Below are 26,197 nucleotides of genomic sequence, written 5' to 3' on the forward strand. Positions count from 1 at the left end.
TCTAGCACGGCCGCCGGGCCGAGCGGTCGCCGGGCGAGCGCCTTCCACAACAAAGCAGAGCGGCATGTCAGCGCGGGCAGCCCGCGGCGCGCTCGTCGCGAAGGATGTCGGCGATGACGCGTTGCTGCGCCCGGCTCAGCGGCACGTCCTCGAGGCTGTCGTACTGGCAGCCGGCATTGCCGAAGGCGCGGATAGCCCGGGCCGTTTTGAAGCAGTAGCCCTGCGCCTTGTAGATCTCGTTGCGGCCATACCAGAGGTCGCCGCAGGTCTCCGCCATGGCTGGCGCCGAGAGACCGGCCGTCCCGGATACGAGGCAGCAAAGTAGCAGGGCGGCTCTGATCGTCATGGTGCGGCTCCGAGGCGGAGCCGCTCAATCTGCGCGATGCCGCAGTGGGCGACAAGCGTGCCGGCGAGCCTGACGCGATCGCTCGCCATGGACCGGCTGCGCTGCTAGAACGCCGGCGGAATCCAAGGAGGAGCGGCAATGTTCCAGGCGCGCGCGATCACCGGCAGCGACAAGAGCGAGTTCTATCGCGAACTCGGCCAGCAGCTTGAGGCGCTCCTTGGCGGCGAGAGCGACCCGATCGCCAATGCCGCCAACACCTCGGCCCTGCTCTTCAATACGATGCCGGATCTCAACTGGGCCGGGTTCTATCTGATGCGCGACGGCGAACTCGTGCTTGGCCCCTTCCAAGGCATGCCGGCCTGCGTCCGCATCCCGGTCGGGCGTGGCGTCTGCGGGGCGGCCGTCGAGCGTCGGCAATCGATGCTGGTCGAGGATGTCCATGCCTTTCCCGGACACATCGCCTGCGACGCCGCATCGCGCTCGGAACTGGTCGTGCCGTTGATCCGCGATGGCGTGGTGATCGGCGTCATCGATCTCGACAGCCCCAGCGTCTCGCGCTTCGACACTGCCGATCAGGCCGGCATCGAGGCTATCGCCGCGATCTATCTGAAAGCCAGTGCCTGAGCCGCAGTCGGCTCCTCAGTTCGTGGCGCCGCTCGCGGCCACGAGCGCAGGTTTGGCGCGGTAGATCTCGGGGAAAATCCGCTTCAGGTTCGCGATCTTCGGCAGGTCGTTGATCACGATGTAGGGGTGCCGCGGATTCTGCGTCAGGAAATCCTGATGATAGTCCTCGGCCTGGTAAAACGCCCGGTTGGGCTCGATCCTGGTGACGATCGCGGCATTGAACGCGCGCGCCTGGTCGAGCTGGGCGATGTAGGCTTTCGCGATTCCTGCCTGCTCGGCGTTGAGCGGAAAGATCGCCGAGCGATATTGCGTGCCGACATCGGGTCCCTGCCGGTCGAGCTCGGTGGGATCATGCGCCACCGAGAAGTAGATCTGCAGCAGGCGGCCATAGCTGATCTTGCGGGGGTCGTAGGTGACACGGACCGACTCGGCGTGGCCGGTCTTTCCGCTGCCGATCGTCTCGTATTTCGCGGTGGCCTTCTCGCCGCCCGCATAGCCCGATACGGCGTTGCTGACGCCCTCGACGTGCTGGAAGACGCCCTGGACGCCCCAGAAGCAGCCACCAGCAAACACTGCGACCTCGGTCCGCGCCTGTGAGGCGGGCTCGTCGAGCACAGGCGCCGGGATGATGCGGCCTTCCTCGGCGCGCGATGACGACATGCCGATGCCGAGGCCCGCAAGCGCCAGCAGGCCGAGGCCGAACAGGGCAGGGCGCAGATGGCGGGACGGAGCCTTGCTGCGCGTGGTCTCGATACGGTCGGTCATGCGAAGTCTCCCGGCGTGCCGCGTGTCCTTCTACATATCCCCGCGGGCCCGGCTGGGGCAGCGGGCGTCTCGAAGACGTGACTGCGCTTGAACGACGCTCAGGCTGCGCGGATTTCTTCCTCGAAGGCCTCCGGAATGCTGCCATGGCGAGCAAGCACGTCGATCGAGCTGACCTCGCCTGTCTCGTCGTCGGCGACGACATGGATCACAGCGACGCCCTCGGCTCGCGTCGCTATGCGCTCGGCATCGATCAGGGCGTGGTGACGCGTCCGGGCAGACTGGGCCGGGCCCTTGGTGAGCTTCTTCCGCTTCGTCATAAACTGCTGGACGATAAAGGTATCGACATTCATGGCTCAACTCCGGATTCGAGCCATGTACTACTTCTGTTCTTTCGCAAAGGCGAACGGAAAATGCGGGTGGCCCGGCTTTCCGGGCCACTTGCGAGGGGCCGCTTCGCTGCCGAAAGCGCCCCCTCCCGCGCCAGTCACATGCGGCGCGAAAGCCTTGGGTCCAGCTTGTCGCGCAGGCCGTCGCCGAGCAGGTTGACCGCTAGAACCACCAGTGCGAGCGCGACCGCCGGGCAGAATATCGTCCATGGCGCACGGGCGAGATAGAGCCGGCTCGATGCGATCATATTGCCCCAGCTCGGGATTTCTGGAGGCACGCCCGCTCCAAGGAAGGACAGCGACGCCTCGACCAGGATCGCGGAGGCGCAGATATAGGTCGCCTGAACGATCAGCGGCGCGATCGTGCTCGGCAGCAGGTGGAGCACTAGAATGCGCGGGGTCTTGGCGCCACAGGCGACAGCGGCCTCGACGAAGGGCAGTTCGCGCACGCTGAGCACGATGGACCGCACCAGCCGGACGACGCGCGGCAGTTCGGGGATCGCAATCGCGGCGACGACGATGCCGATGCTGCCCTGGTTCAGCGCGACGAGCGCGATGGCCAGCAGGATCGCGGGGATCGCCATCAACCCGTCCATCAGCCGCATGACCACGGCCTCGACGCTGCGATAGTAGCCGGCCATCAGTCCGATAAACAGGCCGACCAGGATCGAGATTGTCGCCACGCTGATGCCGACGATCAGAGAGACCCGCGCGCCATGGACGGTGCGGGCGAAGACGTCCTGCCCGAGATGGTCCGTCCCGAACCAGAACTGCGGCGAGGGTGGCAGCAACCGGCGGGCCGGCGCCTTCAGCATCGGGTCGCCGGAGAGCCACGGCGCGAAGATCGCGACGCAGACGAAGAAGGTCAGGATGAAACCGCCCAGCAGCATTGTGGGATTGCGCTGCGCGAACCTCAGGATGCGTCGGCCAAGCCGGAGTTTGGCTGGAGCCGGGTTCGCGATCTCGATTGCGCTCATCGTCGTTTGCCCAGCCATCAGTAGCGAATCCGCGGGTCGATCAGCGTGTAGGAGAGATCGACGAGGAGGTTGACGAGGACATAGACGCCCGAGAACAGCAGGATCACGCCCTGGATGATCGGGTAGTCGCGCTTCGAGATGGCATCGACGACGAGCCGGCCGATTCCGGGAATGTTGAACACCGTCTCGGTGATGACGACACCGCCGATCAGCAGGGCCACACCGATGCCGATCACGGTGATGATCGGCACGCCCGCGTTCTTGAGCGCGTGGCGCATCAGCATCGTCCGGTTGGCGACGCCCTTGGCCCGGGCCGTGCGGATGTAGTCTTCCTCGAGAACGTCCATCATCGAGGCGCGGGTCATGCGCGCGATGAGCGCGACATAGGACAGGCCCAGGGTCACCGTTGGCAGGATCAGGTGCTGGAACCAGGGACCGACACCCTCGGTGATGGAGCGATAGCCCTGCACCGGCAGCCAGCGCAGCTCGATAGCGAAGATGTAGATCAGCACGTAGCCGACGACGAAAGCCGGCATCGAGAAGCCGAGCACCGAGAAGCCCATCAGCGACCGGTCGATGGCGCTGCCGGCGCGCCAGGCTGCGACGACGCCCAGTGTCACGGCAATGCAGACCGCAAAACCCATGGTCAGCATGGCCAGCGACAGTGTCGGCTCGAGTCGCTGCAGGATCAGGACGCTGACCGGAGTATTGGAAAAGATCGAGACGCCGAGATCGCCCTGGATCACCCGGAACGCCCAGCGGCCGAACTGAACGAGCAACGGATCGTCAAGCCCGAGGCGCTGGCGGATCGCGACGATCTGCTGCGGCGTCGCATAGTCGCCGGCAATGATTGCAGCCGGATCGCCCGCCGAGAAATGCAGCAGCAGGAACACAAAGATGCCCACAAGCGTCATCACCAGGATGGTCGAGAGCAGGCGCTGGGTCAGATAGCTAGCCATGGGCGCGATGGTCCTCCCTCGATGTCATCACAGCACGAAGCCGGGTTCGGCGACGGGATCGAGCGGCCAGATCGGGCGAGAAACCCGCTTGAACGGCAGTTTCCTGACGTCGGCGGGCTGCAGGCCGTTGCCGTCGCCATAAAGGATGCGGCTGGCGATGGTGGCGTAGGAGGCATGGAAATGCTGGTTCGACTTGACCACCAGCAGCCGTCGCCTGCGCGGATCGATGCCGTGGTTGCCGAACAGGTCGATGCCCATCGCCTGCGCCCGCGTCGAGGTCAGGACGACTTCGACGCCGCCGACGCGGATCGTCGCGGTCGGCCCTAGCGGTACGCGCGCTCCCGCGAATGTCTGGAAACCGTCCTCGCTCAGGGCGAGCACCTCGACCTCGGCGTCGATCGGCTGGCCGGTGCCGACCTCCGTCTTGCCGCCGAAGCGCAGGCCGAAGCGTGCCCCGAGCCCGGCATCGAAGCAGTAGCGGACCGCCATCGGGTCCCACATCGGGCCGACAGCCACGCTGGTGACCTTGCGCTCGATCAGGCGGCGCAGATAGTCGGTATTGTCGCCGGCCGAGCCGCCGCCTGGATTGTCGGTGGTATCTGCGAGAACGATCGGCCCGACGTCCGACTGCGCAGCGATGTCGATCGCCTCGTCGATATCGACCAGTTCCGGCGACGAGCTGGCGCGCAGGCCGATCAGCTTCCGGCCGATCCGTTCGGCCATGGAGTCCCCCTTGGCCTTCGCGTCATTGCTGACGACGAGGATGCGGGCGCCCATGTCGGGCACATCCGCATTGTAGAAGCCGTGGCCGATGGAGATCGAGAGAATGTCGTCCTGGCCCTCGAGGCACGAGATCTCGTCGACGAGCGAGCGCATCGGCTCGATGGTCGTCGGGAAGTTCGCAATGGTACGGCAGTCATAGAGCGACAGCACCGGCTTCACGCGCCCCGCAATGGCGTCGAGCACGAGGGTCACGACCTCCTCGCCGCGCTCCACGAAATCGGTATGCGGATATTCCTTGAACAGGATGATGATGTCGGCGAACTCGCATTTCGCCCGTGTCAGATGGCAATGCGGGTCGAGCTCGATCCCGATGATGCAATCTGGGCCGACAAGCCCGCGCACGCGCTGGAGCAGGTCGCCTTCGCAGTCGTCATAGCCGAAGGCGACCATCGCGCCATGAAGGGCCAGGACAACGCCGTCCAGAGGCAAGGCGGCCGCGATCTCGGCCAGGATGGTGTCGCGCATCCGCTCATAGGCCGCGGTTGCCGCGGGCCCGCCGGGCTGCGCGGCGAAACAGGATCCCTCGACGAGGGTGAAGCTGCCGCCCTTGGCGCGTTCGCGTGCGGCCCAGAATGCGCCGGTCTGGTGGCGGGGTTCGGCTGGATGGGTACCGGGGGGGAAATGCAGCTTCTCGACGAACGCCTGCCAGGATGTCGGCAGCGGCGAGAATGTATTGGCTTCGAGTGCCATTGCGGCAGCATAGAGACGCATGAAGAGCCTTCCGGGAGACGCCGCGCCCAAATCTGGATGCGCGGAATGTCCGGCCCCGGACTGTCGTCCGGGGCCGGTGGGTTCAGCGGTTCTGCTCGATCGGGCGTCTAGCCCTTCTTCACGTTCCAGAACGGGATCAGCTCCGGCATGCCGATCAGCCCGGTGAGGTTGCGCAGCGCGGCCGGCTGGAACCACTGTCCGAAATAGGCATGCGGGACGAAGTCCCAAGCGTTCTGCTGCATGTCGCGGGCGATCTGGCGCCGGTCCGCATCGGTCGACGCCTGGGCCCACTTGTCGCGGAAGGCCTCGTGCTTCTCGTCGGTGGGCCAGCCGAACCAGCCCTTCTCGCCGTTGGCGGCGTGGCCGCTGAGCGCGACGGGATTGCCGAAGCCATTCACCGAGCCGGAGGTGAAGAACACGTTCCAGCCGCCCTGGTCGGGTGCCGCCTTGACGGCGCGCCGCGTGATGACCGCGCCCCAGTCGGACGCCTGCAGCGAGACGTTGAAGCCGGCCTGGCGCATCCACTGCGCGATCAGGTTCGCGGCGTTGTTCATGTAGGCGATGTTTGTCGCCTGCAGAACGACGACGGGCCGTCCGTCATAGCCGGATTCCTTGAGAAGCTGCTTGGCCTTCTCGATGTTCGGCGCGCCCTTGAACCAGTCGATGTTGGCGTCGTTTTCCATCGGCGTGCCCATGCCGAACAGGGACGAGCAACCACGGAAGTATTTCTCGTCGCCGAAGGTCGCCTTCATCACCTCGGTCGGGTGGATGAGGTGAAGCATGGCCTGGCGGGCCTTGACGTTGTTGAACGGCGGGTGGAGCCAGTTGAGGCGTGCCCAGCCGAGCTGGCCCTGCTTGTTGAGGACCTCGAGCTTGATGCCCTTCTCGCCGGCGAGCGAGTCGAGCAGGTCGACGTTGGGATACTCGATCATGTCGATCTCGCCGGCCCGAATGGCGGCGATCGCGGTGGCTTCGTCGGCGATGTTCTCGAAGACGACGCGGTCGACATTCACGACCTTGCCGCCAGAGGTGAACACGGCTGGCTCAGAACGCGGATTGTAGCCGGGGTTCTTGTCGTAGACGTAGCGCTGGCCCTGGACGACCGCGTCCTGGTTCATCGTGAACGGGCCGGAGCCGAGGATCGTGGTGACCTGCTGGTTCGGGTCGGTCAGCGCTTCCTTCTCGCGCATGACGTAGCAAGCGTTGGTGGCGGCCTTCGCCAACCACTCGATCGCGAGCGGGTAGGGCTCCTTCATGACGAACTGGAAGGTCTTGTCGTCCTTCACCGGCGTGTCGGCCATGCGCGCCATCATGTGCTGGCCGCCGCCGTCGCGAGCGCCCCAGCGCCGGATCGACGCGACGCAGTCACGCGCCGTCACGGGTGTGCCGTCGGAGAACTTCAGGCCGTCGCGCAGCTCGAAGGTGTAGGTCTTGCGGTCGTCCGAAAGGCCGTATTTCGAGACCATCTGCGGCTGCGGCTCGAACTTGTCGTTCACGCCGAACAGCGTGTCGTAGACCATGGCCGCGTGATAGGACGTCATGTTCGCGGTGGTCCAGACCGGGTCGAAGACGCGAAGATCGCCATGCAGGACCGTCTTGATGGTGCGCGCAGCGCTGGGCGTGGTCTGCGCCTTGATCGTGGCTGGCGCTGCTGTCAGCGCAGTGGCGGCAATACCGCCTTGAACGAACCTACGGCGTGTCGTCGTCATGTTTCTCTCTCCCAAGGAAATCGCGGCGGCCACGGGCTTTTCACCTCGTTTGGCCGACATCGATCATTTACTCACGGCGGTGTTGGTCTTCGCAAGCTCCAAATCAGATGACGATGCGGCCGGGCGGCAGCTCGTCATGCGGCCAGAGCGGCCGCTCGATCTTGCGATAGGGGTATTTGCGGACATCGAGATGCGACGGCCCGCCGCCATCGGTGTAGATCACGGCGCTGGCGATCGGCCCGTAGGCGGCGTGAAAGTGGTTGGTCGACTTCACGCTGACGATGCGCTTCTGCGTCGGATCGATGCCGACGCTGGTGAAGATCTCGAGCCCCAGCGCCTGGGTTCGGTGCGACAGCAGCGACACTTCGATGCCGTCGATCCGGATTCCGACCGCATTGCCGATGGGCACCTTGGCCGTCCCGAAGCTCTGCGTTCCGTTTCGGATGGCGCCGATCACGGTGACCTGGCCATCGACCGGAACGCCCGACGTATCGGCCGCCTTGCCGCCAAAGCGTAGCGGGATGGTCGCGCCGACGCCGGCGGTCAGGCAGAACTCGACCGCGACGGGATCCCAAACCGGGCCGATGGCCGCGTCGGTGATGCCGCGCTCGCGCAGCCGGTGGATGATGTTGGTGTTGTCGGAGGCCGCGCCGCCGCCGGCATTGTCTGTGGAATCGGCGATGACCGAGGGGCCGTTGGCCTTGCTGCCGAGCGCCATGTCCAGCGCCTCGTCCAAGGGCACGACGGGGGGCGCGAACTGGCCCTTCAGCGAGCGGAACTCCTCGCCCAGTTTTGTCGCGAGAGCGTCGCCTACGGCTTTCCTGTCGTCGGTAATGACGAGAACCCGGCTCCCGATCTCCGGCACGTCGCCCTGCTGGAAGCCATGGCCCAGCGAGATCGAGAGGATGCCGTCCTTGCCTTCGAGCGCGCTCATGCGGTCGACGAAGGAGCGGCCCGGCTCGCGCGTGGTCGGCACCAGCTCGATCATGCGGCAATCATAGAGCGACATCACCGGCTTGATCTCGCCCCGGATCGTCCCGAGGATGATCGTGACCAGTTCCTCCGCACGCTCGACGAAGTCGATATGCGGGTATTCCTTGTAGAGGATCATCGCATCGCAGTTGCGCACACGCTTTTCGGTGAGATGGCAATGCGGATCGAGCTCGACGCCGATCGGGACGTTCGGCCCGACGATGGCGCGTACATGCTCGATGATGTCGCCTTCGCAGTCGTCATAGCCGTGGGCCACCATCGCGCCGTGGAGCCCCAGCAGCACGCCATCGACCGGCATCGCCGCCTTGAGCTGGTCCAGGATCTCCTGGCGCATCTCCTCGTAGTCGGCCTTGGCGCAGGTTCCCGATGGTTCGGCCCAGAAGCAGGAGCCCTCGATCAGCGTGAAACCTTCGGCCTTGGCGCGCTGCCGAGCCACATACAGGGGGGCCGTCGTATGCGTGGCCCTGTCGGGGTGTTGTCCGGCAGGGAAATAGGCGGACGCCTCGAAATTCGCTCGCGATGTCGGTATCGGCGAAAAGGTGTTGGTCTCGGTCGCTAGCGACGCGGCAAACAAACGCATGATCAAGAAGCCTCCCAGTTCCTATCGCGACGAGGCTCCGACGGGGCGCGCCTCACTGTCAAGCGGAGTGGCGCAGGGCAGGCTGCCTGCCGTTGAGGGAGGACAAACCGGGCCGGGAATGCAAGACGCCTTCGATGCGCCGATTTCGCGCAGAGTCGACCGCCAGATGGAACAGACGGCACTGTCTAAGCGGGCGCAGGCCTGCTATGGGGCAGCCTGTGACACACCTCTCCGATGCGCCGCCGTCCATCTCGCTGTCCAGCCTTGGCTGGTCCGATTTCTTCGCGGATCAGCTTGGGCCCGATGAAGGCCATCTCGTTCCGGCGCGTATCGCTACGATCCACCGTGCCCGCCTGACGGCGATCTGCGAGACCGGGCCGGTCGAGCTGACGCTGGCCCATCTCGCGCGTACCAGCGACTTCACGGTCGGAGACTGGGTGCTGATCGACCCGGGGACCCTGCTGCTGCGGCGCCGGCTGGAGCGCCGGACCGCCTTGGCGCGCAAGACCGAGGGCAGCAAGACGCCTCAGCTTGCCGGCGCCAATATCGACACCCTATTCATCGTCACCTCCTGCAATGCCGACTTCAATCTGGCCCGGCTGGAGCGATACCTCGCTTTGGTCAACGAATCCGGCGCCGATCCGGTGATCCTGCTGACCAAGGGCGACCTTGCGGCCGATGTCGAGCCCTTCCGCGAGCAGGCGGCCGCCCTGCAGCGCGGCCTGGTCGTCCTGCCGGTGAACCCGCGCGCAGCCGACGCCGCCACGATCCTCGCTCCCTGGTGTGGCGAGGGCCGCACCGTGGCGCTGATCGGCTCATCGGGCGTGGGGAAGTCGACGCTGGTCAACACGCTGGCAGGCGCAAATCTCGAGCTTCCGCAATTGACCGGCGCGATCCGTGAGCACGATGCGAAGGGGCGCCACACCACCACATCACGCTCGCTGCACGCGATGGCGCAGGGCGGCTGGGTGATCGACACCCCCGGGATGCGCACTCTGCATGTCAGCGACGCCGCCTATGGCATCGAGACGCTGTTCGCGGAGATCACCGAGCTCGCTCCGTCCTGCAAGTTCCGCGACTGCACCCACGCGCATGAGCCCGGCTGCGCCGTGCAGGCAGCGGTCGCCGCCGGGACCCTGGACCCCGAGCGACTGACGCGCTGGCGCAAACTGCTCGACGAGAACCGCAGCAACACCCCGGACCTGAGCGGCCCGCGCGGCCGGAAGCGCTGAACCGGCCGCTAGAGGTCGGACGCGCGCGTATACCTGACGATCGCATCGGGGCGGTCTTCCAGTCCCGCCAGCAGTTCCAGGCCCAGTCCCGGCGCATTCGTGATGGTGATCATGCCGTTTTTCGCCTTGGGCAGGTCGGTGACGAGCTCTGTGTACCAGCCGGTGTAGAAGGCGCGCACGGATTCCTGGATCAGTGCGTTGCGGGCGTGCATCGAGAAATGGCAGGACGCGGCATAGACCACCGGTCCCGTGCAGTCATGGGGCGCAACCGGCGTGTGCCAGGCCTCGGCCATCCCCGCGATCTTGCGCGCTTCCGAGAGACCGCCGCACCAGGACAGGTCGAGCATGACGACGCCCGCCGCGCCGGTCTGGAGATACTCCCGGAACGAATGGGTGTAGGCGAGCGTCTCCGAGGCGCAGACCCAGGCCTTGGAATGCCGGGCGTACTCGCCGAGATCCTGGACGTTGTCGAGCCGGAAGGGGTCCTCGTGCCAATAGGTGTCGAACTCGGCCAGCCGCTCCGCCAGCTTCTTGGCCATGGGCAGGCTCCACAGCGAGTGGAACTCAACCATGATGTCCATCTTGTCGCCGACGGCCTTGCGGATCTTGCGGAACGGTTCCAGCGCCGTATTCAGCTCCTGGGGCGTGATGTCCCAGCCGGCAGTCCGCTCGGCGGCGATGTCGAACGGCCAGATCTTCATGCCGGTGATGCCCTGCTCGAGCAGGGAGTGTGCAAGCTCGTCGGCGCTGTTGAGGAAGCCTTCCAGGTCCTCATAGGGCCCGCCCTGCTCCCCGACATGCCAGTTTGCCACCGTCTGCGAGCGGGCGTCGCGAATGTACTTGTAGCCAGCGCAGGTGTTGTAGGTGCGGATCGTGTCGCGCATCTTGCCGCCCAGCGCGACGCTAACGGGTTGGCCGATCGCTTTGCCGTAGATGTCCCAGAGCGCGATATCGACAGCCGAATTGCCGCGCGTCTCGACGCCTGAACCGCGCCAGCCGAGATAGTTGTTCAGGCTTGCATTGCGCGCCTCGATCTGGCGCGGGTCCTGGCCGATAAGTTTGGGCGCCACCGTCTCATGCAGATAAGCTTCGACCGCGGCCGCACCCATGAAGGTTTCTCCGAGGCCGACGACGCCCTCATCGGTGTGGAGGCGGACCCAGACGAGGTTGCCGAATTCGGTCAGGCGGACGGTTTCGAGTGCTGTAATCTTCATGAGGCGCCTCAGGAGAGCGGTTGGGCGAAACGGTCAAAGGCCTCGGCGGTTGGCGTCGTGCCGGCGCCGGGCTTCTGCGGACGCAGAAAGTAGCCGTCGGCGACATCGGCCGGCTCGGCGAAGGCGTCCTTGATCCAGGGAATGTACTCCAGAACCGGGGTAGCCTGGTGCCAATAGGCGAGATGCACATGCACCTGGCTCATCTCGCCGGCATGGGGCGCGACGGGCAGGCGATGCGCCAGCGCCAGTTCCGCCACCTGGATATACTCTGTGATGCCGCCCAGCCGCGTCACGTCGGGCTGGACGTAATGGATCGCATCGGCGGCGATGAAGCCGCGGAACGCGTCGACCGAATAGAGCTGCTCGCCGAGTGCGATGGGGATCGAGGTCGACCGCGCCAGCGCCGCGTGCGAGCCGACGTCGTCGTACCACATCGGCTCCTCGAACCAGAAGATGTCGAGCGCCTCGGCCCGCGCGCAGAAGCGCTTGCAGGTCGGCAGGTCCCATTTGCCGTTGCCGTCGATCGCCATGGTGACATGGTCGCCGACCGCGCGCCGCACGGCCTCCAGGCGGCCGATATCGGTGCCGATATCGGCGTGGCCGACCTTGATCTTGATGCGGCGAAAGCCGTCGCGCTCGACGGCCATGCGCGCGCCTTCGACGAGTTCGTCCTTCGGGATTGAGAGCCAGCCGATATCGGTGTTGTAGGCCTCGAGCCTCGGCTTGGTCGCGCCGCCGAGCAGATGCCAGAGCGGCACGTCGGCAGCCTTGGCGTTCAGGTCCCACAGCGCGACATCGACCGCCGCGAGCGCGAGCTGGGTGATGCCGGCGCGGCCGACCCATTGCAGGGCAGGGTGGCGCGCCAGCTTCAGCCAGAGCCGCGTCGTCTCGCTGGCGTCCTCTCCGATCAGCAGCGGCGCATAGCAATCGCGGATGCAGGCGGTGATCAGCCGGTCCGAGGCGAGGTCGGCATGGGTGCCGGTGAAACCAAAGCCCTCGCGGCCGTCATCGGTGACGATCTTGACGCCGACGACGCCCCAATGGCTGATCCTGTGCGTGGAATCGGCGATGGAGCCGCCGGTGACCGGGATGTGCAGGATGAACGGCTCAATGCCGGTAATACGCATGATGTCTCCTCCCAGAGTGTTTGAAAGCGGCCTTTCCGGCTCGTTCTCTCAGCGGCAGAATGAAGCGCAACCGGCCTCCCAGAACGGGGCGTCGCCGGGCAGCGTCGGGACGGTGGGCCGGTCCTTGCGGCCCGGCAGGTCGGCAGGCATCGGCGCCACAGCTCCCCACCAGCCATGAGCGCATTGCGAGCGCCAGGCCATCTGGTCGGAGATCGTCGTGCCCTCACGCGCCAGCACCGCGTCGAGCGCCGCGCAGGCCGCGCGCAGGCTGGCGTCATTGGCGTCCGAGGCGTCGTTCGCATAGTCGTGGAAGGCGGCGGTAAAGGCCTCCATCTCGCGAGCGATATGGGGCCATTCCGCGCGATCGAGATACCAGGCGTCCATCCATTCGCGCACGACGGTCTCGATCGCCTCGGGCTTGGGCTTGTCCTTGACCTTGCGGGCGGTGGTCAGCATGTGGCGCATCAGTTCGGCCCGGGCATGGGCATGGCGAGCGGCCAGCGCCGCCTCCTGCATGCGCGCGACGGCCGCATTGGCGTCCTGTGCCAGTTCTGCGACGAAATGGGTCATGGCTTGGTCTTCTCTGCAATCGGGATCAGGGCAGGGTCGCGAGGACGGCGGTCATCCGCTCGAACAGCGGGTGCGCGTCCACCGTGTCGATGACGAGCGCGTTGGGCTCGCGCTTGAGCCGTCCGTTCCAGTCGATCGTGCTGCGCCCTCGCAAGGGCCCGGCTCCGGTCTCGATCTCGACGAAACAGTCGCGGCCGGAAAAGAGCTCCGGCCAGAGCAGCCAGGCGATGACGCAAGGGTCGTGCATCGGGTGGCCGGTCGTGCCGAGACCGCCGGGGCGAGGGCGCGTCAGCATGCCGTGGACCGCGCGTCCCGTGGCTGTGCCGAGCGCAGCAAAGCCCGCGATCTGCTCATGTGTCGCAATGGCCTGATGCGTGACGCCCAGTCCAAACTTCACGATCGGCCGGCCGCAGCCGAAGACGATGGCCGCGGCGTGCGGATCGACGAAGAAGTTGAACTCGGCGGCCGGCGTCATATTGCCCAGCCCCAGCGCGCCGCCCATCAGGACGATCCGCTCGATCTTCGGCAGGATGTCGGGCGCGATGCGGATGGCGAGCGCGATATTGGTCAGCGGTCCCAGAGGGCACAGCGTCACCGGCGCCGTTGCTGCGCGCAAGCTGGCAACAAGGGCCTCGACAGCGTGACCCGGCGAGGGCGCACGCGAAGGCGACGGCAGGTCGGCCCCGGCCAGCCCGTCGGGACCGGACACGAATTCCGCCGTCTCCAGAGGCACCAGGAGCGGCGTCTCTGCGCCTTGATGCACAGGAACGTCGCGCCGTCCGGCGAGGTCGCAGACGCGCAGCGCATTGGCCGTGGTCAGAGCGACGGGCACGTTGCCCGCAACCGTGGTGATGGCGAGCACGTCGAGGCGGTCGCGCGCGGCCAGCGCCAGCAGGATCGCGACGGCATCGTCCTGGCCGGGGTCGGTATCGATGATGATGGGCTGGCGCATCGTCGTCTCAGGCTGCCTTGGCATTGCCGGTCATGATCATGTGGCTGAGATCGTCGGCAGTGAGGCCCTCGATCGGGCGGTCGACATATTTGCGGCCGGCGCCGAGGATCACGACGCGGTCGGCGAGCGCCACCACGTCGCGCATGTTGTGGCTGATCAACAGCACGGTGTGGCCGTCGGCCTTGAGCTTGCGGATGAGGTCCAACACCAGCGCGGTTTCCTTGACACCGAGCGCCGCTGTCGGCTCGTCCATGATGATGATCTCGGCGTTCCAGCGCAGCGCCCGCGAGATCGCCACCGCCTGGCGCTGGCCGCCGGACAGGCGTTCGACAGGGCGGGTCATGTCGGTGATCGGAATCGAAAGCTGGGCCAGATAGCGCCGCGATTCCGCGATCATCTTCTTCTTGTCGAGCACCCGCAGGAACGGCAGCAGCAGCGGGCGCGTCAGCTCGGAGCCCATGAACACGTTCTGAGCGATGGAGAGGCGCGGCGCGAGCGCGAGGTCCTGGTAGATGGTGGCGACGCCCTGGTTCAGCGCGTCATGGGGCGAGGAGAAGCGCACCGGCTTCCCGCGCACGCTGATCGTGCCGGAGGTCGGCTCCTCCGCGCCCGAGATCACCTTGATCAGGCTCGACTTGCCGGCGCCATTGTCGCCGCAGATCGCCACGACCTCGCCGGCCTGGATGTCGAGATCCACGCCTCGGACGGCCACGACCGCGCCATAGGTCTTGCCGATCCCGCGCAGGGAGAGGATGGGGGTGGGCGCAGTCGTTGCGTTCATCGATCCATGCAGCCTTGTCGCGAATGGCGCGATCCGCGCCGTCTCGCCCGGCCTTGGCGCCGGGCAGTCCCGTCCTGAATTCCGCCTTGACGGGGTAAGGTGAGGCTGGTCGGGGCAAGCCTGACCAGGTGGCAGTGAGTGAGGCGCGTTATGCGCGCCTTACTTCAGGAACTGCTGGACATTGGACTTGTCGACCAGGATGCCCTCGGTGAAGAGATAGGGGCCGGTCGCGACGGTTTCCTTGGGCTTTTTATCCACCACGATGGTCTGGATCGCGTCGACAGCCTGCTTGCCCATCGCCTCGAAGGGGACGGCGACGGTGGCGACGAAGGTCGAGGCGGGATCGGCGATCCGCTCATAGGTCTCCTTGCCGCCATCGACGGAGATGAGCGGGATCTGGCCCTTCTTGACGCCCTGAGCCTGCAGCAAATCGTCGATGATGTAGGCCTGTCCGTCGAACGAGGCCCAGATGCCGTTGATCTTGCCCTGGTTCTGCAGGAGCAGCGCCTGCATCCCCGAGCGGACGTCGTCGCGCCAGCTCTGGGTCCGCGCCATCGAGAACTTGCCGAGTTCCTTCACCGCCTGGTTCTCGGCGAGCGCGGCGTCGAGGATGCGGCCGCGAATGCGCGAGGCGACGTTGAGATCGAAGCGTGCGGTGACGATGTTGCCCTGATAGCCGAGCTGGCCGAGCAGATAGAGAGCAGCTTCGGCGCCGACCTTGTATTCATTGGTCTGGATGTCGAACAACGCATGCGGGCTCGAGCCGGACTGGACGGTGATCACCGGGATGCCGGCGTCCTTGGCGGCCTTGAACTGCGCGTCGGCCTCGACGGGCTTGCCCATCGCGACGATGATCGCATCGACCTTTTTGGCGATGAGCGCATCGAACTGCTCTGCATGCTTGGGCAGGGCGCCTTCCGAATTCAGCAGCGTCACGCCCCAGCCCTTGGCCTTGGCGGCCGCTGCCGCCGCATTGGCGACGCGGGCATGCGTCTCGGAGGTGAACTGGAAGCCGATGACGCCAAGCTCGAAAGCCTGCGCCGCCTGTCCGAACGCCACGACAGCCGCAGCCGATATCAGCAGTTTCTTCAATCCGAACATGCGTGTTTCCCCATTGCTTCGTTGTGAAGCTCAAACCTTGAAAGCAGCTTTTTTCATCGCACTCGCCGAGAACGCGACCGAGCCGATGATGATGGCACCAAGAACGATATCCTGCACGTAGTAGGCGGCCCCCAGCAGCACGAGGCCGTTGCCCAGGACCTTGAGCACCAGCGCGGCGAAGACCGTGCCCTGCACATTGGGCTTGCCCGGCTCGAACATCGTCATGCCCAGCAGCACGGCGGCAATCGCATAGAGCAGATAGTCTCCCGCCATATTGGGCGCGGCCGAGGACAGGTTGGCCGCCAGCAGCACGGCCATGATCGCGGCGAAGACGCCCGTCAGCAAGAGCCCGATGCGCTTCATCCGCCCCGTGGCGATGCCGGCCAGGCGCGCCGCCTCATCGGCCTCGCCAGTGGCGACCATATGCGCGCCAGTACGCGTCCACTTGATCAGGCCGAAGGCGAAGAGCGTTGCAGCAATCATCCAGAGCACGAGATGGGGGACGCCGAAGCTGGAACCGCGCGCCAGCCCGGTGAAGCTCACAGGCCAGCGACCGACGAAGGCGACGCCCTGCGTGATCATGAAGGCGAGGCCCTTGGCGATCGCCGCGGTGCCGAGCGTCATGATCAGCGAGGGAATGCGCAGGACCGTGACGCCGAGGCCGTTGGCTGTGCCCATCACGACGCCGACCGAAAGCCCCGCTGCGACTGCGAGGCCCGGATGAACCTGCGACTGCACCATCCAGCCAGTGACGACGGCGGCCAGGCTGGCGACCTCCGCGATCGAGAGATCGAGCTCCGCCACGGTGAAGGCGAGCGCAAAGCCCAGCGCCAGGATGGCGAGGAAGCTCGTATCCTTCAGCACGTTGATGATGTTGGTCGGGCTCGCGAAATTAGGCGCGAAGATCAGGAAGAAGACGATCAGCAGCAGGCCCGCAATGGCCGTGCCGAAGCGCCCGATCACGTCACGCATCGGCTTCAGGCTCCCTTGGATTGGTGTGGCGCGGCTGCGCGGGCCGGATGCGTCAGAGCGGACAGTCCGCGCGAGATCGGCGCGAGCGCTTGTTCGGCATCGCGATAGAGACGGTACTGGGCGTCATAGGCCACTTTCCGTGCCGGATCCGGCTCGTACCGGGTTGCTGTGCCGACCAGCTTGTCCTGCGCCTGCGCCAGCGAGGCGTAACGCCCCAGCCCTGTCCACGCGACGATTGCGGCCCCCAGCGTGCCGGGCTCTCTGGCGGTACCGACAACGACCGGCCGGTCGCAGATGTCGGCCTTGATCTGGCACCAGACGGGGTTGGAGGCAGCGCCGCCGCCGAAGCGGATCTCGGTCACAGCCTGTCCCGTCGCGGCTTCCGCGCGTTCGAGAACGACGCGATTGAGGAAGGCGACGCCTTCCAGCACCGCGAACGCCAGGTCGGTCGCGCCATGCTGCCGGCCCAGACCGATGAAGGCCCCGCGTAGGGCCGGGTCCCAGTAAGGCACGCGCTCGCCCTGCAGATAGGGCAGGAAAAGCAGCGGCTGCGGATGCCTTGCGCCGGCGAGCAGTTCGTTCACGCTGTCTGCGACAGCACCGTCCTGATCATCGGTTCGCCCCAGCAGCGACAAGAGCCACGTCACGGTATCGGCGCCGTTCTGGCTGGGCCCGCCGAGTTGGTAGAGCCCGCGCCAGTCGACCGTCAGCAATCCTTCAGCCTCGACGGCCGTATCGACCATGACCCCGAGAACCTCGGTGGTCCCCGAGATGTTGTAGGCATAGCCCGGCCGCAGGGCGCCGAGACCCAGCGCTGCAGCCCAGGTGTCGTTCGAGCAGCAGAACACCGGTACGCCCGCGAGGCCGTCAAATGGCGACGGCAGGCCGGCAAGCACGCCGCCGACGCGGTCGCAGGGCTCCAGGACGGGCGGCAGGATAGCCGACGACAGGCCGATTGCGCTGAGCAGGTCCGCCCCGCCAACGGACGGCGCCGAGGCGAGCAGCCGCGCGATCGAAATGGGATCGCCGGCGCGTTGGCCGGTGAGGCGGAAGTTCAGGAAATCCTTGGGCTCGAGCACACAGGCGAGGGCACTGAAATGGGCCTGTTCCTCCTGCTTCACCCAGGCCAGGCGGGCCAGCGGATGAAACGCATTGACCTTCGCCAGCTCCGGGTGCGTGCCGCCGATCTCCCTGACCAGCCGCTGCGCCGTGGCGTCCGAGCGCGTGTCCTTCCAGGTCATGGCCGGCCGTAGCGGCTGGCCGTCGCCGTCGAGAAAGATCTGCGTGCGCGTGACACCGCAGATCGCGATGGCCTGCACCTGCGCAAACAGCTCGGGCGAGGCTTGCGACAGTTCGGTCGCCGTATGGAGGAGGCACTGCCACCAGGCCCCGGCGTCGATGTCCGAGGCACCCGCGCGCTCGATGGCGACAGGAGCCGCCACGCTGGCCTCGGCCCGCACATCGCCGTTGTCGTCGACGAGCGCCGCGCGAAAGCTGGAACCGCCTAGGTCGCAGGCGAGCACGACGCTCACCGCCTGGCCTCGAACGTCACGGATCTGGTCTCAGCGCATGCCATGAATGGTCTCGTGGGGTCGATTGTCCGCGAAACCAGTGTCTCAACAACCGTACCCGCGAGCCATCCACAAATCCCCCCGCGATTTCAAGGGCAATTCCTGATAACGCACAGGGCGCTAGGGCCATTCCCTCGACTCAGCCCGTGGCGGGCCGCATGGCCATCGCCATGGTGGCGAGAGAGCGTGAGCCCATCGCGTCTCTTTGCGCCGCCGGCGCGCTTGCTCTAGGACAGCGCGAATATTCCCGCGATTGGCCGCCGATCGATTGTCCGGACCTCCATGCCCCTGCGACCCATCCTGCGCTACCCCGACGCGCGCCTGCGTCAGCCCGCCGAACCCGTCGTGCATTTCAATGCCGCCCTGCGCGCGCTCGCCGACGATCTCGTTGAAACCATGCGCGCCGCTCCCGGCATCGGCATCACCGCGCCGCATATCGGCGTGGCGATGCGTGTGGTCGTGATCGAGTTGCCGGACGCGCCCGAGCCCAGGATCTACGTCAATCCCGAGATCGTCGAGGCCTCGGCGGACACCGTCCGGCATCCCGAGGGCAGCGTCTCGATGCCGGGCGTGAGCGAGGAGGTCGAGCGACCGGCCCGCGTGACGCTGCGTTATCGCGGGCTCGACGGCACAGAGCAGCAGGAGGCGGCTGACGGCCTGCTCGCCATCTGCCTTCAGCACGAGATCGACCAACTGGACGGCCTGTTCTGGATCGGCCGCCTCTCGCGCCTTAAGCGCGAGCGTGTGATCAAGCGCTACGAGAAACTGGACAGACGCTGAGCCCAAACGAGACAGTCATGGCGATCACCATCTACGGCATCAAGACCTGCGACACGATGAAGAAGGCACGCGACTGGCTCAGCGCCAAGGGCGTCGCCTATGAGTTTCACGACTACAAGGCGAGCGGAATCGATCGCGCCTCGCTCGAACGCTGGGTCGCGGAGCTTGGCTGGGAGGTCGTGCTCAATCGCTCAGGTACTACCTTCCGGGCGCTGCCAGATGCCGACAAGCAGAGCCTCGATGCCGGCAAGGCCATCGCGCTGATGCTGGCGCAGCCCTCTATGATCAAGCGGCCGGTTCTTGATCTCGGTTCACGCAGGCTGGTCGGCTTCAAGCCGGATCTCTACGCGGCGGCCTTCGCCTGACTGCGTCGAGCACTCACGGCCAGCTATGTCCTTATTGCCTCCACATCTCGGCCTGATAGTCTAGGCAGGAGCGCGCCGTTGGTGAATGCGATCGGCGGAACATACGCGACTGCAACGGCTTGAGCCGTTTTGCTGAAGAGCGGCTGGAAGACTGACGCGAGGGGGACCCATGAAGTTCGCAAGCTTGGCAGTCCTTGCCCTGGCCCTTTCGGCGGGCGGATGCGTGACCGCGTCCGAGCAGCGCGCCCATGACGAGGAGCGTTGCCGTTCCTACGGCTTCCGCCAGAATTCGGATGCCTTCGCGCGCTGCCTGCTCGACCTTGACCTCGACCGCTCCGCCTCGCTGCGGCAGCGCTTCGACACAGGCTTCGGACCGCCGCCGTTCTACTATCGCGGGCGCTGGTAGCGGGCGCGTCAGGCGTCCGCGTCGGTGGCCGCTTCGCCGGCATGGTTGCGGCGCCAGTAGGCGGCGACGAGATGCCTGTCGCGCGCCAGGCCGCGCTCTTTGCGCAGATAGCCGCGCAGTGCTTTGGCCGCGCGGTGCTCGCAGCCGATCAGCGCAAAGATCGCCGTGTCCTCCGGCCAAGGCAGAGCGCGCACCGCCGTCTCTAGCAAATCCGTCGTGCCGGCCTCGGCACCGTTTCGGTGCAGCCAGCGCAGGTCGAGTGTCGCCTGCGAGCGGATCGCTTGCTCTTCCGTGGCGTCCGCGACCTCGATCAGCAGCGTCGCCTGAGCGCCGGGGGGCAGGCCCTCGGCGATGCGCGCGATGACCGGCAGCGCGGTTTCGTCGCCGGCGAGCAGATACCAGTCAGAGGACGTCGGCGCGCCGCCACCCGGGCCCATCAAGCCGATGCGGTCGCCTGCTTTCGCCCCCCTGGCCCAGACGGAGCCCGGCGAATCCCCGTGCAGCACGACATCGATGTCGATCTCGCCGCGCGCCCTGTGGATGCTGCGCACGGTGTAAACCCGAGCGGTCAGTTCATCCTCGCCCTTGGGCCAAATGATGCGGCCGTCGCTGTTGGCGGTCGGCCAGCATGGCGTGCGACCCAGAGGGGGGATCAGGACGCGCACATGCAGCCCGCCAGTCTCGAAATGCGCGACATCCGCACCGGCCAGCGTCACGCGTCGCATCGTCGGCGTGATGTTGCGAGCCGATACCACGGACATCTCGCGGAAATACGGGATCTCCGCCGACGCAACCCCGTCGCCGTCCCAGTCGAGCGTGATCGACTCGCCCTCGGCAAACGAGACCAGGTGCTCGGCCACGGATGAGCGGACCACGAAGAGCCGCGTCGCATCCGGCGATTCGACGCGTACGCTCAGTGCCTCCCTCCCGGCCTCGAGGTCGACGCTGCCGAAGGGGCCGTCCAGCCGGCCGACTGTCTCGGTCGCGGTGACGGTGCCGTGCTCGGCGAAATGTTCGCAGAGCCTTCGCAGCATCGCTGCTGGGTCATGCAAGGCAACCCGGGTCTGTGCGACCAGCATCCTCGTCTCAGCCATGCCGGCTTTCTCCAGAACTCAATAGCCAGATCAGATAGGGACCGCCGATCAGCGACGCGAACAGGCCGACCGGGATCTGGTAGGGGAAGGCGACGACGCGCGAGAGCCAGTCGGCCAGCACCATGATGGCACAGCCGGTCAGCACGGCCGCCGCCAACTGGTGATAGCCCCGCGAAAAGCCGGCGAGCCGGGCCAGATGCGGCGCGATCAGCCCGACCAGGCTGAGCGGCCCGATCAGCAGCGAGGCGACACCCGTTAGAAGCGCCGCGAAGGTCGCCAGGACCAGGCGGCTGCGCCGTTGCGCGAGCCCGACGCCCCGGCTCATCGCCTCGCCCAGCGGCAGGATTTCGAGCCAGCGTGAGAACAGGAACAGCGGCGCGACCAGAACGGCGCAGCAGATCACGCCGGCCCAGGCCTCGAACGCGCCGACGCGATTGGTCGAGCCCGACATCCAGAGCAGAAGCGCGTAGGAGCTCATGTCGCCCTGTGCCAGCACCGTAGAAACGATCGCCATGCACAGCGCGCCCATGGCAATGCCGGCCAGCAAGAGGCGCGCAGGGTCGAAGCCGGGCCGCGCGGCGATCGCCAGCATCACCAGGATGACGGTGAGCGAGCCGGCGGCGACTCCCAGCATCGGCACGAACGGATTCAGCGAAGGCACCAGGAACAGGACGAGAGCGAGACCCACCCCGCCGCCGGCGCTGACGCCCAGCACCTCGGGGCCCGCAAGCGGGTTGCCGGTCAGGCGTTGCATCAACGTGCCGGACGCGCCGAGCATGGCACCGGCGGCACCGGCCGCAACGATGCGCGGCACCCGAAATGGCAGGAGATCGACGAGGAGGTCCCCGGTCGCGAGAGACCAACCCGCTGGACCACGCCCGGCCACCAGCGCCAGCACGAACAGACTGGCAGTCAAGGCGCCGCAGATCAGCAGCGCACGGCCGGGAAGCCTGACGCGCTTGACGGCCTCCGGGGCGAGCATCGCCTGCGGCGAAACATGGACAGGAACGCGCGGAAGCAGCCAGAGCAGAAGGGGCCCGCCGAGCAGCGCAGTGGCGGCGCCGGTCGGGGCGAGGTCGGAGGCGCCCGATCCCAGCACCTGCACGGCGCCATCGGTCAGCGACAGCAGCAGCGCCCCGATCGGCGGCGCGGTGAGCAGGATCTGTCCCGGCGTCCGCGCGCCCGAGACCCGGGCAAGGGCCGGGGCGGCCAGGCCGATGAAGCCGATCACGCCGACCTCGGCCGTGACGGTCGCGGCCAGCCAGACGGCGACCGCGAGCACCGCCAGACGCGTGCCATGAAGCGCAAGCCCGAGGCTGCGGGCGCTGGCGTCGTCCAGGCCGAGCACGGAGAGCGGGCGCAGCAGCAGGGCGGCGGCGATGCCGCCCAGGAGAAGGCGCGGTCCGAGCGCAAGCGCAGCATCCCAGCTCTGCTGGTGAAGCGAGCCGGCGCCCCAGATGAAGAGCGATAGAACGTAGTCGCCTTTCGCCAGGATCACGGTTGCGCTCAGCGCCGCTGCGACGAGCGAGATCACCATGCCTGAGAGCACCACGGTGACCGGGTCGAGACCGCGCCGCCAGCTCAGCGCCAGCACGAGAGTCACAGCGGCAAGCCCGCCGCCGAAGGCGACCGCCTCGCGAGAGAGTGCGATCAGCATCGGTGCGAAGACGGTCGCGACGGTCAGGGCAAGCTGGGCGCCGGAGGCGATGCCCAGCGTCGAAGGGTCGGCGATGGGATTTCGCAGCACCCGCTGCAGCAGCGCACCCGAAAGCCCGAGCGCCGCGCCGCACAGCAGCGCCGTGACAAACCGGGGCACGAGGCCCTGCCAGAGCAGGATCTGGTCGAGTTGATGCGCGACGGCCGGAGTTCCGGGGAGAGCAGGGCGCGTCGCTATCCCTGTCGCGAAGAGCGCGCTGGCCAGCAAGGCGAGGCCGGCCCAGCACAGGGCGGCGCGTCTGAACCGCATTGCGTCAGCCACTGTGCCGGCCGTTCGGGCGCGCCTGTGCTGCCAGCATGGCCTGCGTCAGCAGTCGCGCGAAGCGACGTGCCGCAGGTAATCCGCCATAGGGGTTGATCGAATCGAGCGTCAGCAGGCGGCCGGCCCTGATGTTGGGAAGCGCGTTCCAGAAGGCGCTGCGGCCGAGCACGCGCATCGCATCGGGCGGTGTCGGCGGGATCAGCGCGATCCAGGCGTCTGGCACGCGGGCGAGCGCCTCCAGCCCGACCGGGGCCATGGCCGAATAGCTGGTCGCCTCCGTCCAGGCATTGGCGAGGCCGAGTTGCGCGAGGCCTTCGCCGAACATGCTGTCCGCACCGAAAACGCGGAAATGCCGGGGATCCCCGAGATTGACCGGAATCACGGGAAGGGCGTTAGCGGTTGGAATCTGCGCTCGCAGGGCTGCGAACTCGGCTTCCGTTTCCGCGATATAGCGAGAAGCGGTTTCGCGAATGCCCAGCCGCTCGCCAATGGCGCGCGTCATCGCCTCGGCTGCCGGATAGGGCTTCTGACCGCGGAGGTAGATCGAAAAGCTCTCCACCGGGGCGATTCTGCTCAGGCGCGGCTCGGAGGATGCGTAGAAATTCGAGCTGAAGATCAGCTCTGGACGCGCCAACCGCAGCATCTCGAAATTGACCGTGCCGCGCAGGCCGAGATCAGCGACCCCGGCCGGAACTTCCGGTTCGACGGCGACTTCGCGAAACTGCAGCAGTTCGGTGGCTGCGACAGGCACGACGCCAAGCGCCAGCAGCGTTTCCAGCACTGCCCAGTCCACAGTCGCGACGCGCAGGCCCGCCGCTGCAGCCCCCGGGGCGGGAGCTGCAAGGCTGGCCATTGCCGACGCCAGGACCTGTCGGCGTGTCGGGCTCATGGCATCCGCAGCGGGAAGGCCGCCGCCGGCCCCCACGTTGCCTGTCGGGTCGAAGCGCTCACCACTTGTAGTTCGCCGACACCGTCACCGTGCGGGCATCGCCATAGCCGCAGCCCGAAACGCCCTGGCAGCTTTTGACATAGGCCTTATCGAACAGGTTGGTCACGTTCACAGCCATGCCCCAGCTCCCGATCTGATAGCGGATCGCGGCGTCGACGAGCGTTGCCGCCGGCACCTTGAGGGTGTTCTCGTTGTCGACCCAGGAACTGCCGACATAGCGCACTCCGGCCCCAAGGCTCAAACCCTTCAGCGTGCCTTGCGTGACGGCGTAGTCGAGCCAGGCCGATGCGGTGATCTCGGGAACGATCTGCGGCGTTCGCCCGACATAGGCCGGCCGCGTGTCCTTGGTCGTCTTCAGATCGAATGCGGTGAGCGAGGCCAGCACTTTCCAGTTCTCGCTCAGGTTCGCCTTGGCTTCCAACTCAATGCCGCTCGACGTGACCTCGCCGAGCTGCTGCTGCGCGAAGGCGTTGAAGAAGGTGGGCGAGGGCGTCAGCACGTTCTGCTTCACGAGATGGAACACCGACGCCGTAATCAGCGCATCCATGAAGCCGGGCTTGTACTTGATGCCGGCCTCCAATTGATGGCCCTTCTCCGGCTGGAACGGAATGAAGCGTCCCGTGACTCCGGCTCCGTTGGCGTCGAAGACGGGGTTGAAGAACGTCGCGACGCTGACATAGGGCGTCAGGCCGTTGGCGAACTCATAGGCCAGGCCGGCGCGGCCGCTGAAGGCTGCTTCCGTCTTCTCATAACTGGGCGAGAATGCCAGCGAGGCCGGGCTGACGGATTTCTTGTCGACGTAATCGTAGCGCCCGTTCAGCGTCACGAGCCAGCCGCCGCCGAAGCGGATCTGGTCTTGCACATAGAAGCCCAGTTGGTGCTGCTTCAGGTTCTGGTCGAGATAGACCGACGTCGGCCCCTGCGGGGCGCCATAGACCGGGTTGGTGACGCTGATCGTCGTCGCGCCGCCCGAGGCCTGGGTGTGGTCGATATTGAAGTATTTGTAGTCGGCGCCGATCAGCAGCGAGTGGTCGAGGCCGCCGGTCCGAAAGCTGCGCTCCAGCCGGTTGTCGATGGTGAAGGTGTTGACCTCGGTGCGCTCCTGAAACCCTATCCGGTAGAGCTGGAAATCGGGTCCCAATGGCTGGAATCGGCCGCCGAACGGCGAATCCGGACCTGCATAGCCGAACCCGTAAGGGCCGAGCTGCGAGCCCCTCATCCGGCCATAGCGCGCGTTCTGGCTGAAGGTCCAGTCGCTGTCGAACTTGTGCTGGAACTCGTACCCCAGCATGGTCTCCCGGCGCTTCTGGTCGTCGATATCCGGCTCGCCCAGGAAGGCCTTGCGCCGGATCTTGCCGAAGGGTGCGTTTGCGACTGTGCCGACATAAGGCAGGAACCCGCCGCCGATGTGGATCTGATCGAGATACGAATAGATGCCATAGGCTGTGATGCTGGTTGCGGCGGTCGGCTGGTACTTGATCTGCGGCATGATCGTGCCGCGGAAATCCTTGGAGATATCGGTGTACTGGTCGCCGCCCGAGATCTTGCCGGTGAGCCGCGTGCTCCAGACGCCCTGCTTGTCGGCCATGCCGACATCGAGCCCGAGATAGGCATTGCCGAACTGGTTGATGCCGACCTCGGCATAGCCGAAGTTTCGGCCATCGGGGCGCTTGCGGACCAGGTTCGCGATGCCTCCGGGATTGGCGCCGCCATAGAGCACCGAAGCCGGGCCCTTGAGCACCTCCACGCGCTCCAGCAGGAACGGATTGATCTGGAAGCCGCCGAAGCCAAAGGCATAAAGTGGCATCCCGTCGAGAAAGACGCCGGTCTGGGTCGCAGCGAAGCCGCGGATGAAGAGCCAGTCTGTATCGGGATCGGGCCCGAAGGCCTGTGCCGTGACGCCGGCAGTGTAGCGCAGCGCCTCGTCGACCTTCAGCGCCTTGCGGTCGTTGATCTCGTCCTGGCCGACCACAGAGACCGATTGCGGAATCGCAGTGATCGGCGTGTTCGATTTCGAGCCGGTCGCCGAGCGCGTCGCGACATAGCCGTTCACCGGCCCGGTGGCAGTCTCGGCCTGCCCCTCGACGACGAGCGTGTCGAGCTGGATCGCCGGCGCAGCCTGCTGGGCGAAAACGCCGCTGCTAAACAGCAGAGCTCCGAGTGACGTAGTCGAGGCAAGAATAAGTCTCGGGGTCATGGCTCTGACGTAGCACATATTGGCGCTCTATCTCATGCAGTGTCGTCATTTGAGAATTGTTCAAAATTAGAACCA

Annotated in this window: 25 protein-coding genes; 5 read left to right on the plus strand and 20 right to left on the minus strand. The window is 66.4% G+C overall.

The window, feature by feature from the left end; translation table 11 throughout:
- Positions 1-67: 67 nt before the first annotated feature.
- A complete protein-coding gene (locus tag AC1D2L_RS18865; RefSeq protein WP_476847432.1) occupies positions 68-346 on the minus strand; it encodes a YARHG domain-containing protein in 279 nt (92 codons plus the stop codon).
- A 138-nt stretch (positions 347-484) separates the two neighbouring features.
- Between AC1D2L_RS18865 and AC1D2L_RS18870 the strand changes: the two genes are divergently transcribed.
- Complete coding sequence (locus tag AC1D2L_RS18870; RefSeq protein ID WP_476847433.1) at positions 485-970, plus strand: GAF domain-containing protein; 486 nt, start codon at positions 485-487, stop codon at positions 968-970.
- A gap of 15 nt (positions 971-985) precedes the next feature.
- Here AC1D2L_RS18870 and msrA read toward each other — a convergent pair whose 3' ends face one another.
- From msrA to AC1D2L_RS18905, 7 genes are all read right to left on the minus strand, one after another.
- On the minus strand, positions 986-1,735 hold the full coding sequence (gene msrA, locus AC1D2L_RS18875; RefSeq protein WP_476847434.1) for a peptide-methionine (S)-S-oxide reductase MsrA: 750 nt from the start codon (positions 1,733-1,735) through the stop codon (positions 986-988).
- Positions 1,736-1,833: 98 nt separating this feature from the next.
- Complete coding sequence (locus tag AC1D2L_RS18880) at positions 1,834-2,085, minus strand: hypothetical protein (protein WP_476847435.1); 252 nt, start codon at positions 2,083-2,085, stop codon at positions 1,834-1,836.
- A 134-nt stretch (positions 2,086-2,219) separates the two neighbouring features.
- Complete coding sequence (locus tag AC1D2L_RS18885; protein ID WP_476847516.1) at positions 2,220-3,098, minus strand: ABC transporter permease; 879 nt, start codon at positions 3,096-3,098, stop codon at positions 2,220-2,222.
- Positions 3,099-3,115: 17 nt separating this feature from the next.
- Positions 3,116-4,057, minus strand: a complete 942-nt coding sequence (locus AC1D2L_RS18890) for an ABC transporter permease (protein WP_476847436.1) — start codon at positions 4,055-4,057, stop codon at positions 3,116-3,118.
- A gap of 27 nt (positions 4,058-4,084) precedes the next feature.
- On the minus strand, positions 4,085-5,551 hold the full coding sequence (locus AC1D2L_RS18895; protein ID WP_476847437.1) for a M81 family metallopeptidase: 1,467 nt from the start codon (positions 5,549-5,551) through the stop codon (positions 4,085-4,087).
- Between the two features lie 107 nt (positions 5,552-5,658).
- Positions 5,659-7,260: an ABC transporter substrate-binding protein gene (locus tag AC1D2L_RS18900; RefSeq protein ID WP_476847438.1), complete on the minus strand. Its 1,602-nt coding sequence runs from the start codon at positions 7,258-7,260 to the stop codon at positions 5,659-5,661.
- Between the two features lie 103 nt (positions 7,261-7,363).
- Positions 7,364-8,833 carry a M81 family metallopeptidase gene (locus AC1D2L_RS18905; RefSeq protein ID WP_476847439.1) on the minus strand — a complete coding sequence of 490 codons (1,470 nt, stop codon included), beginning with the start codon at positions 8,831-8,833 and terminating at the stop codon, positions 7,364-7,366.
- 206 nt (positions 8,834-9,039) lie between these two features.
- On the opposite strand from AC1D2L_RS18905, the gene rsgA reads away from it, so the two are divergent.
- A complete protein-coding gene (rsgA, locus tag AC1D2L_RS18910; protein WP_476847440.1) occupies positions 9,040-10,065 on the plus strand; it encodes a ribosome small subunit-dependent GTPase A in 1,026 nt (341 codons plus the stop codon).
- Positions 10,066-10,073: 8 nt separating this feature from the next.
- Here rsgA and AC1D2L_RS18915 read toward each other — a convergent pair whose 3' ends face one another.
- The 8 genes from AC1D2L_RS18915 to AC1D2L_RS18950 all read right to left on the minus strand — a co-directional run bounded on the left by AC1D2L_RS18915 (position 10,074) and on the right by AC1D2L_RS18950 (position 18,314).
- Positions 10,074-11,279 carry a mandelate racemase/muconate lactonizing enzyme family protein gene (locus AC1D2L_RS18915; RefSeq protein ID WP_476847441.1) on the minus strand — a complete coding sequence of 402 codons (1,206 nt, stop codon included), beginning with the start codon at positions 11,277-11,279 and terminating at the stop codon, positions 10,074-10,076.
- Between the two features lie 8 nt (positions 11,280-11,287).
- Positions 11,288-12,406: a mandelate racemase/muconate lactonizing enzyme family protein gene (locus tag AC1D2L_RS18920; protein WP_476847442.1), complete on the minus strand. Its 1,119-nt coding sequence runs from the start codon at positions 12,404-12,406 to the stop codon at positions 11,288-11,290.
- Positions 12,407-12,454: 48 nt separating this feature from the next.
- On the minus strand, positions 12,455-12,976 hold the full coding sequence (locus AC1D2L_RS18925; protein ID WP_476847443.1) for a hypothetical protein: 522 nt from the start codon (positions 12,974-12,976) through the stop codon (positions 12,455-12,457).
- 25 nt (positions 12,977-13,001) lie between these two features.
- Positions 13,002-13,928 (minus strand): nucleoside hydrolase, encoded by a 927-nt coding sequence (locus AC1D2L_RS18930; RefSeq protein ID WP_476847444.1) that lies wholly within the window; start codon positions 13,926-13,928, stop codon positions 13,002-13,004.
- 7 nt (positions 13,929-13,935) lie between these two features.
- A complete protein-coding gene (locus AC1D2L_RS18935) occupies positions 13,936-14,709 on the minus strand; it encodes an ATP-binding cassette domain-containing protein (protein ID WP_476847445.1) in 774 nt (257 codons plus the stop codon).
- 159 nt (positions 14,710-14,868) lie between these two features.
- Positions 14,869-15,810 carry a sugar ABC transporter substrate-binding protein gene (locus AC1D2L_RS18940; RefSeq protein WP_476847446.1) on the minus strand — a complete coding sequence of 314 codons (942 nt, stop codon included), beginning with the start codon at positions 15,808-15,810 and terminating at the stop codon, positions 14,869-14,871.
- Positions 15,811-15,840: 30 nt separating this feature from the next.
- The gene (locus AC1D2L_RS18945) at positions 15,841-16,782 is read right to left on the minus strand and encodes an ABC transporter permease (protein ID WP_476847447.1); all 942 of its coding nucleotides are present in this window, start codon (positions 16,780-16,782) and stop codon (positions 15,841-15,843) included.
- A gap of 5 nt (positions 16,783-16,787) precedes the next feature.
- A complete protein-coding gene (locus AC1D2L_RS18950; RefSeq protein ID WP_476847448.1) occupies positions 16,788-18,314 on the minus strand; it encodes a xylulokinase in 1,527 nt (508 codons plus the stop codon).
- A gap of 321 nt (positions 18,315-18,635) precedes the next feature.
- Between AC1D2L_RS18950 and AC1D2L_RS18955 the strand changes: the two genes are divergently transcribed.
- From AC1D2L_RS18955 to AC1D2L_RS18965, 3 genes are all read left to right on the plus strand, one after another.
- Positions 18,636-19,133 carry a peptide deformylase gene (locus AC1D2L_RS18955; RefSeq protein ID WP_476847449.1) on the plus strand — a complete coding sequence of 166 codons (498 nt, stop codon included), beginning with the start codon at positions 18,636-18,638 and terminating at the stop codon, positions 19,131-19,133.
- A 17-nt stretch (positions 19,134-19,150) separates the two neighbouring features.
- On the plus strand, positions 19,151-19,498 hold the full coding sequence (locus tag AC1D2L_RS18960) for an ArsC family reductase (protein WP_476847450.1): 348 nt from the start codon (positions 19,151-19,153) through the stop codon (positions 19,496-19,498).
- A gap of 169 nt (positions 19,499-19,667) precedes the next feature.
- Positions 19,668-19,904 carry a hypothetical protein gene (locus AC1D2L_RS18965; protein WP_476847451.1) on the plus strand — a complete coding sequence of 79 codons (237 nt, stop codon included), beginning with the start codon at positions 19,668-19,670 and terminating at the stop codon, positions 19,902-19,904.
- Positions 19,905-19,912: 8 nt separating this feature from the next.
- Here the strand turns inward: AC1D2L_RS18965 and AC1D2L_RS18970 are convergent, their stop codons facing one another.
- Genes AC1D2L_RS18970 through AC1D2L_RS18985 form a run of 4 tightly spaced genes read right to left on the minus strand, consistent with a single transcriptional unit; the run spans position 19,913 to position 26,140 of the window.
- Entirely contained in the window at positions 19,913-20,998 is a 1,086-nt protein-coding gene (locus tag AC1D2L_RS18970; RefSeq protein ID WP_476847452.1) for a DUF2218 domain-containing protein, read from the minus strand.
- Complete coding sequence (gene fhuB, locus AC1D2L_RS18975) at positions 20,991-22,964, minus strand: Fe(3+)-hydroxamate ABC transporter permease FhuB (protein WP_476847453.1); 1,974 nt, start codon at positions 22,962-22,964, stop codon at positions 20,991-20,993. The genes AC1D2L_RS18970 and fhuB overlap by 8 nt, the downstream gene beginning before the upstream one ends.
- Before the next feature lie 4 nt (positions 22,965-22,968).
- Positions 22,969-23,865: an ABC transporter substrate-binding protein gene (locus AC1D2L_RS18980; protein ID WP_476847454.1), complete on the minus strand. Its 897-nt coding sequence runs from the start codon at positions 23,863-23,865 to the stop codon at positions 22,969-22,971.
- A gap of 58 nt (positions 23,866-23,923) precedes the next feature.
- Complete coding sequence (locus AC1D2L_RS18985) at positions 23,924-26,140, minus strand: TonB-dependent siderophore receptor (protein WP_476847455.1); 2,217 nt, start codon at positions 26,138-26,140, stop codon at positions 23,924-23,926.
- Positions 26,141-26,197 lie beyond the last annotated feature (57 nt).

Source organism: Allobosea sp. P1_B10 (genome assembly GCF_056406735.1).

Bases quoted from the DNA above. Each gene is read 5' to 3' on its own strand.
- AC1D2L_RS18865 (WP_476847432.1), bottom strand. From the start codon at position 346: ATGACGATCAGAGCCGCCCTGCTACTTTGCTGCCTCGTATCCGGGACG.
- AC1D2L_RS18870 (WP_476847433.1), top strand. From the start codon at position 485: ATGTTCCAGGCGCGCGCGATCACCGGCAGCGACAAGAGCGAGTTCTAT.
- msrA (WP_476847434.1), bottom strand. From the start codon at position 1,735: ATGACCGACCGTATCGAGACCACGCGCAGCAAGGCTCCGTCCCGCCAT.
- AC1D2L_RS18880 (WP_476847435.1), bottom strand. From the start codon at position 2,085: ATGAATGTCGATACCTTTATCGTCCAGCAGTTTATGACGAAGCGGAAG.
- AC1D2L_RS18885 (WP_476847516.1), bottom strand. From the start codon at position 3,098: ATGAGCGCAATCGAGATCGCGAACCCGGCTCCAGCCAAACTCCGGCTT.
- AC1D2L_RS18890 (WP_476847436.1), bottom strand. From the start codon at position 4,057: ATGGCTAGCTATCTGACCCAGCGCCTGCTCTCGACCATCCTGGTGATG.
- AC1D2L_RS18895 (WP_476847437.1), bottom strand. From the start codon at position 5,551: ATGCGTCTCTATGCTGCCGCAATGGCACTCGAAGCCAATACATTCTCG.
- AC1D2L_RS18900 (WP_476847438.1), bottom strand. From the start codon at position 7,260: ATGACGACGACACGCCGTAGGTTCGTTCAAGGCGGTATTGCCGCCACT.
- AC1D2L_RS18905 (WP_476847439.1), bottom strand. From the start codon at position 8,833: ATGCGTTTGTTTGCCGCGTCGCTAGCGACCGAGACCAACACCTTTTCG.
- rsgA (WP_476847440.1), top strand. From the start codon at position 9,040: ATGGGGCAGCCTGTGACACACCTCTCCGATGCGCCGCCGTCCATCTCG.
- AC1D2L_RS18915 (WP_476847441.1), bottom strand. From the start codon at position 11,279: ATGAAGATTACAGCACTCGAAACCGTCCGCCTGACCGAATTCGGCAAC.
- AC1D2L_RS18920 (WP_476847442.1), bottom strand. From the start codon at position 12,406: ATGCGTATTACCGGCATTGAGCCGTTCATCCTGCACATCCCGGTCACC.
- AC1D2L_RS18925 (WP_476847443.1), bottom strand. From the start codon at position 12,976: ATGACCCATTTCGTCGCAGAACTGGCACAGGACGCCAATGCGGCCGTC.
- AC1D2L_RS18930 (WP_476847444.1), bottom strand. From the start codon at position 13,928: ATGCGCCAGCCCATCATCATCGATACCGACCCCGGCCAGGACGATGCC.
- AC1D2L_RS18935 (WP_476847445.1), bottom strand. From the start codon at position 14,709: ATGAACGCAACGACTGCGCCCACCCCCATCCTCTCCCTGCGCGGGATC.
- AC1D2L_RS18940 (WP_476847446.1), bottom strand. From the start codon at position 15,810: ATGTTCGGATTGAAGAAACTGCTGATATCGGCTGCGGCTGTCGTGGCG.
- AC1D2L_RS18945 (WP_476847447.1), bottom strand. From the start codon at position 16,782: ATGCGTGACGTGATCGGGCGCTTCGGCACGGCCATTGCGGGCCTGCTG.
- AC1D2L_RS18955 (WP_476847449.1), top strand. From the start codon at position 18,636: ATGCCCCTGCGACCCATCCTGCGCTACCCCGACGCGCGCCTGCGTCAG.
- AC1D2L_RS18960 (WP_476847450.1), top strand. From the start codon at position 19,151: ATGGCGATCACCATCTACGGCATCAAGACCTGCGACACGATGAAGAAG.
- AC1D2L_RS18965 (WP_476847451.1), top strand. From the start codon at position 19,668: ATGAAGTTCGCAAGCTTGGCAGTCCTTGCCCTGGCCCTTTCGGCGGGC.
- AC1D2L_RS18970 (WP_476847452.1), bottom strand. From the start codon at position 20,998: ATGGCTGAGACGAGGATGCTGGTCGCACAGACCCGGGTTGCCTTGCAT.
- fhuB (WP_476847453.1), bottom strand. From the start codon at position 22,964: ATGCGGTTCAGACGCGCCGCCCTGTGCTGGGCCGGCCTCGCCTTGCTG.
- AC1D2L_RS18980 (WP_476847454.1), bottom strand. From the start codon at position 23,865: ATGAGCCCGACACGCCGACAGGTCCTGGCGTCGGCAATGGCCAGCCTT.
- AC1D2L_RS18985 (WP_476847455.1), bottom strand. From the start codon at position 26,140: ATGTGCTACGTCAGAGCCATGACCCCGAGACTTATTCTTGCCTCGACT.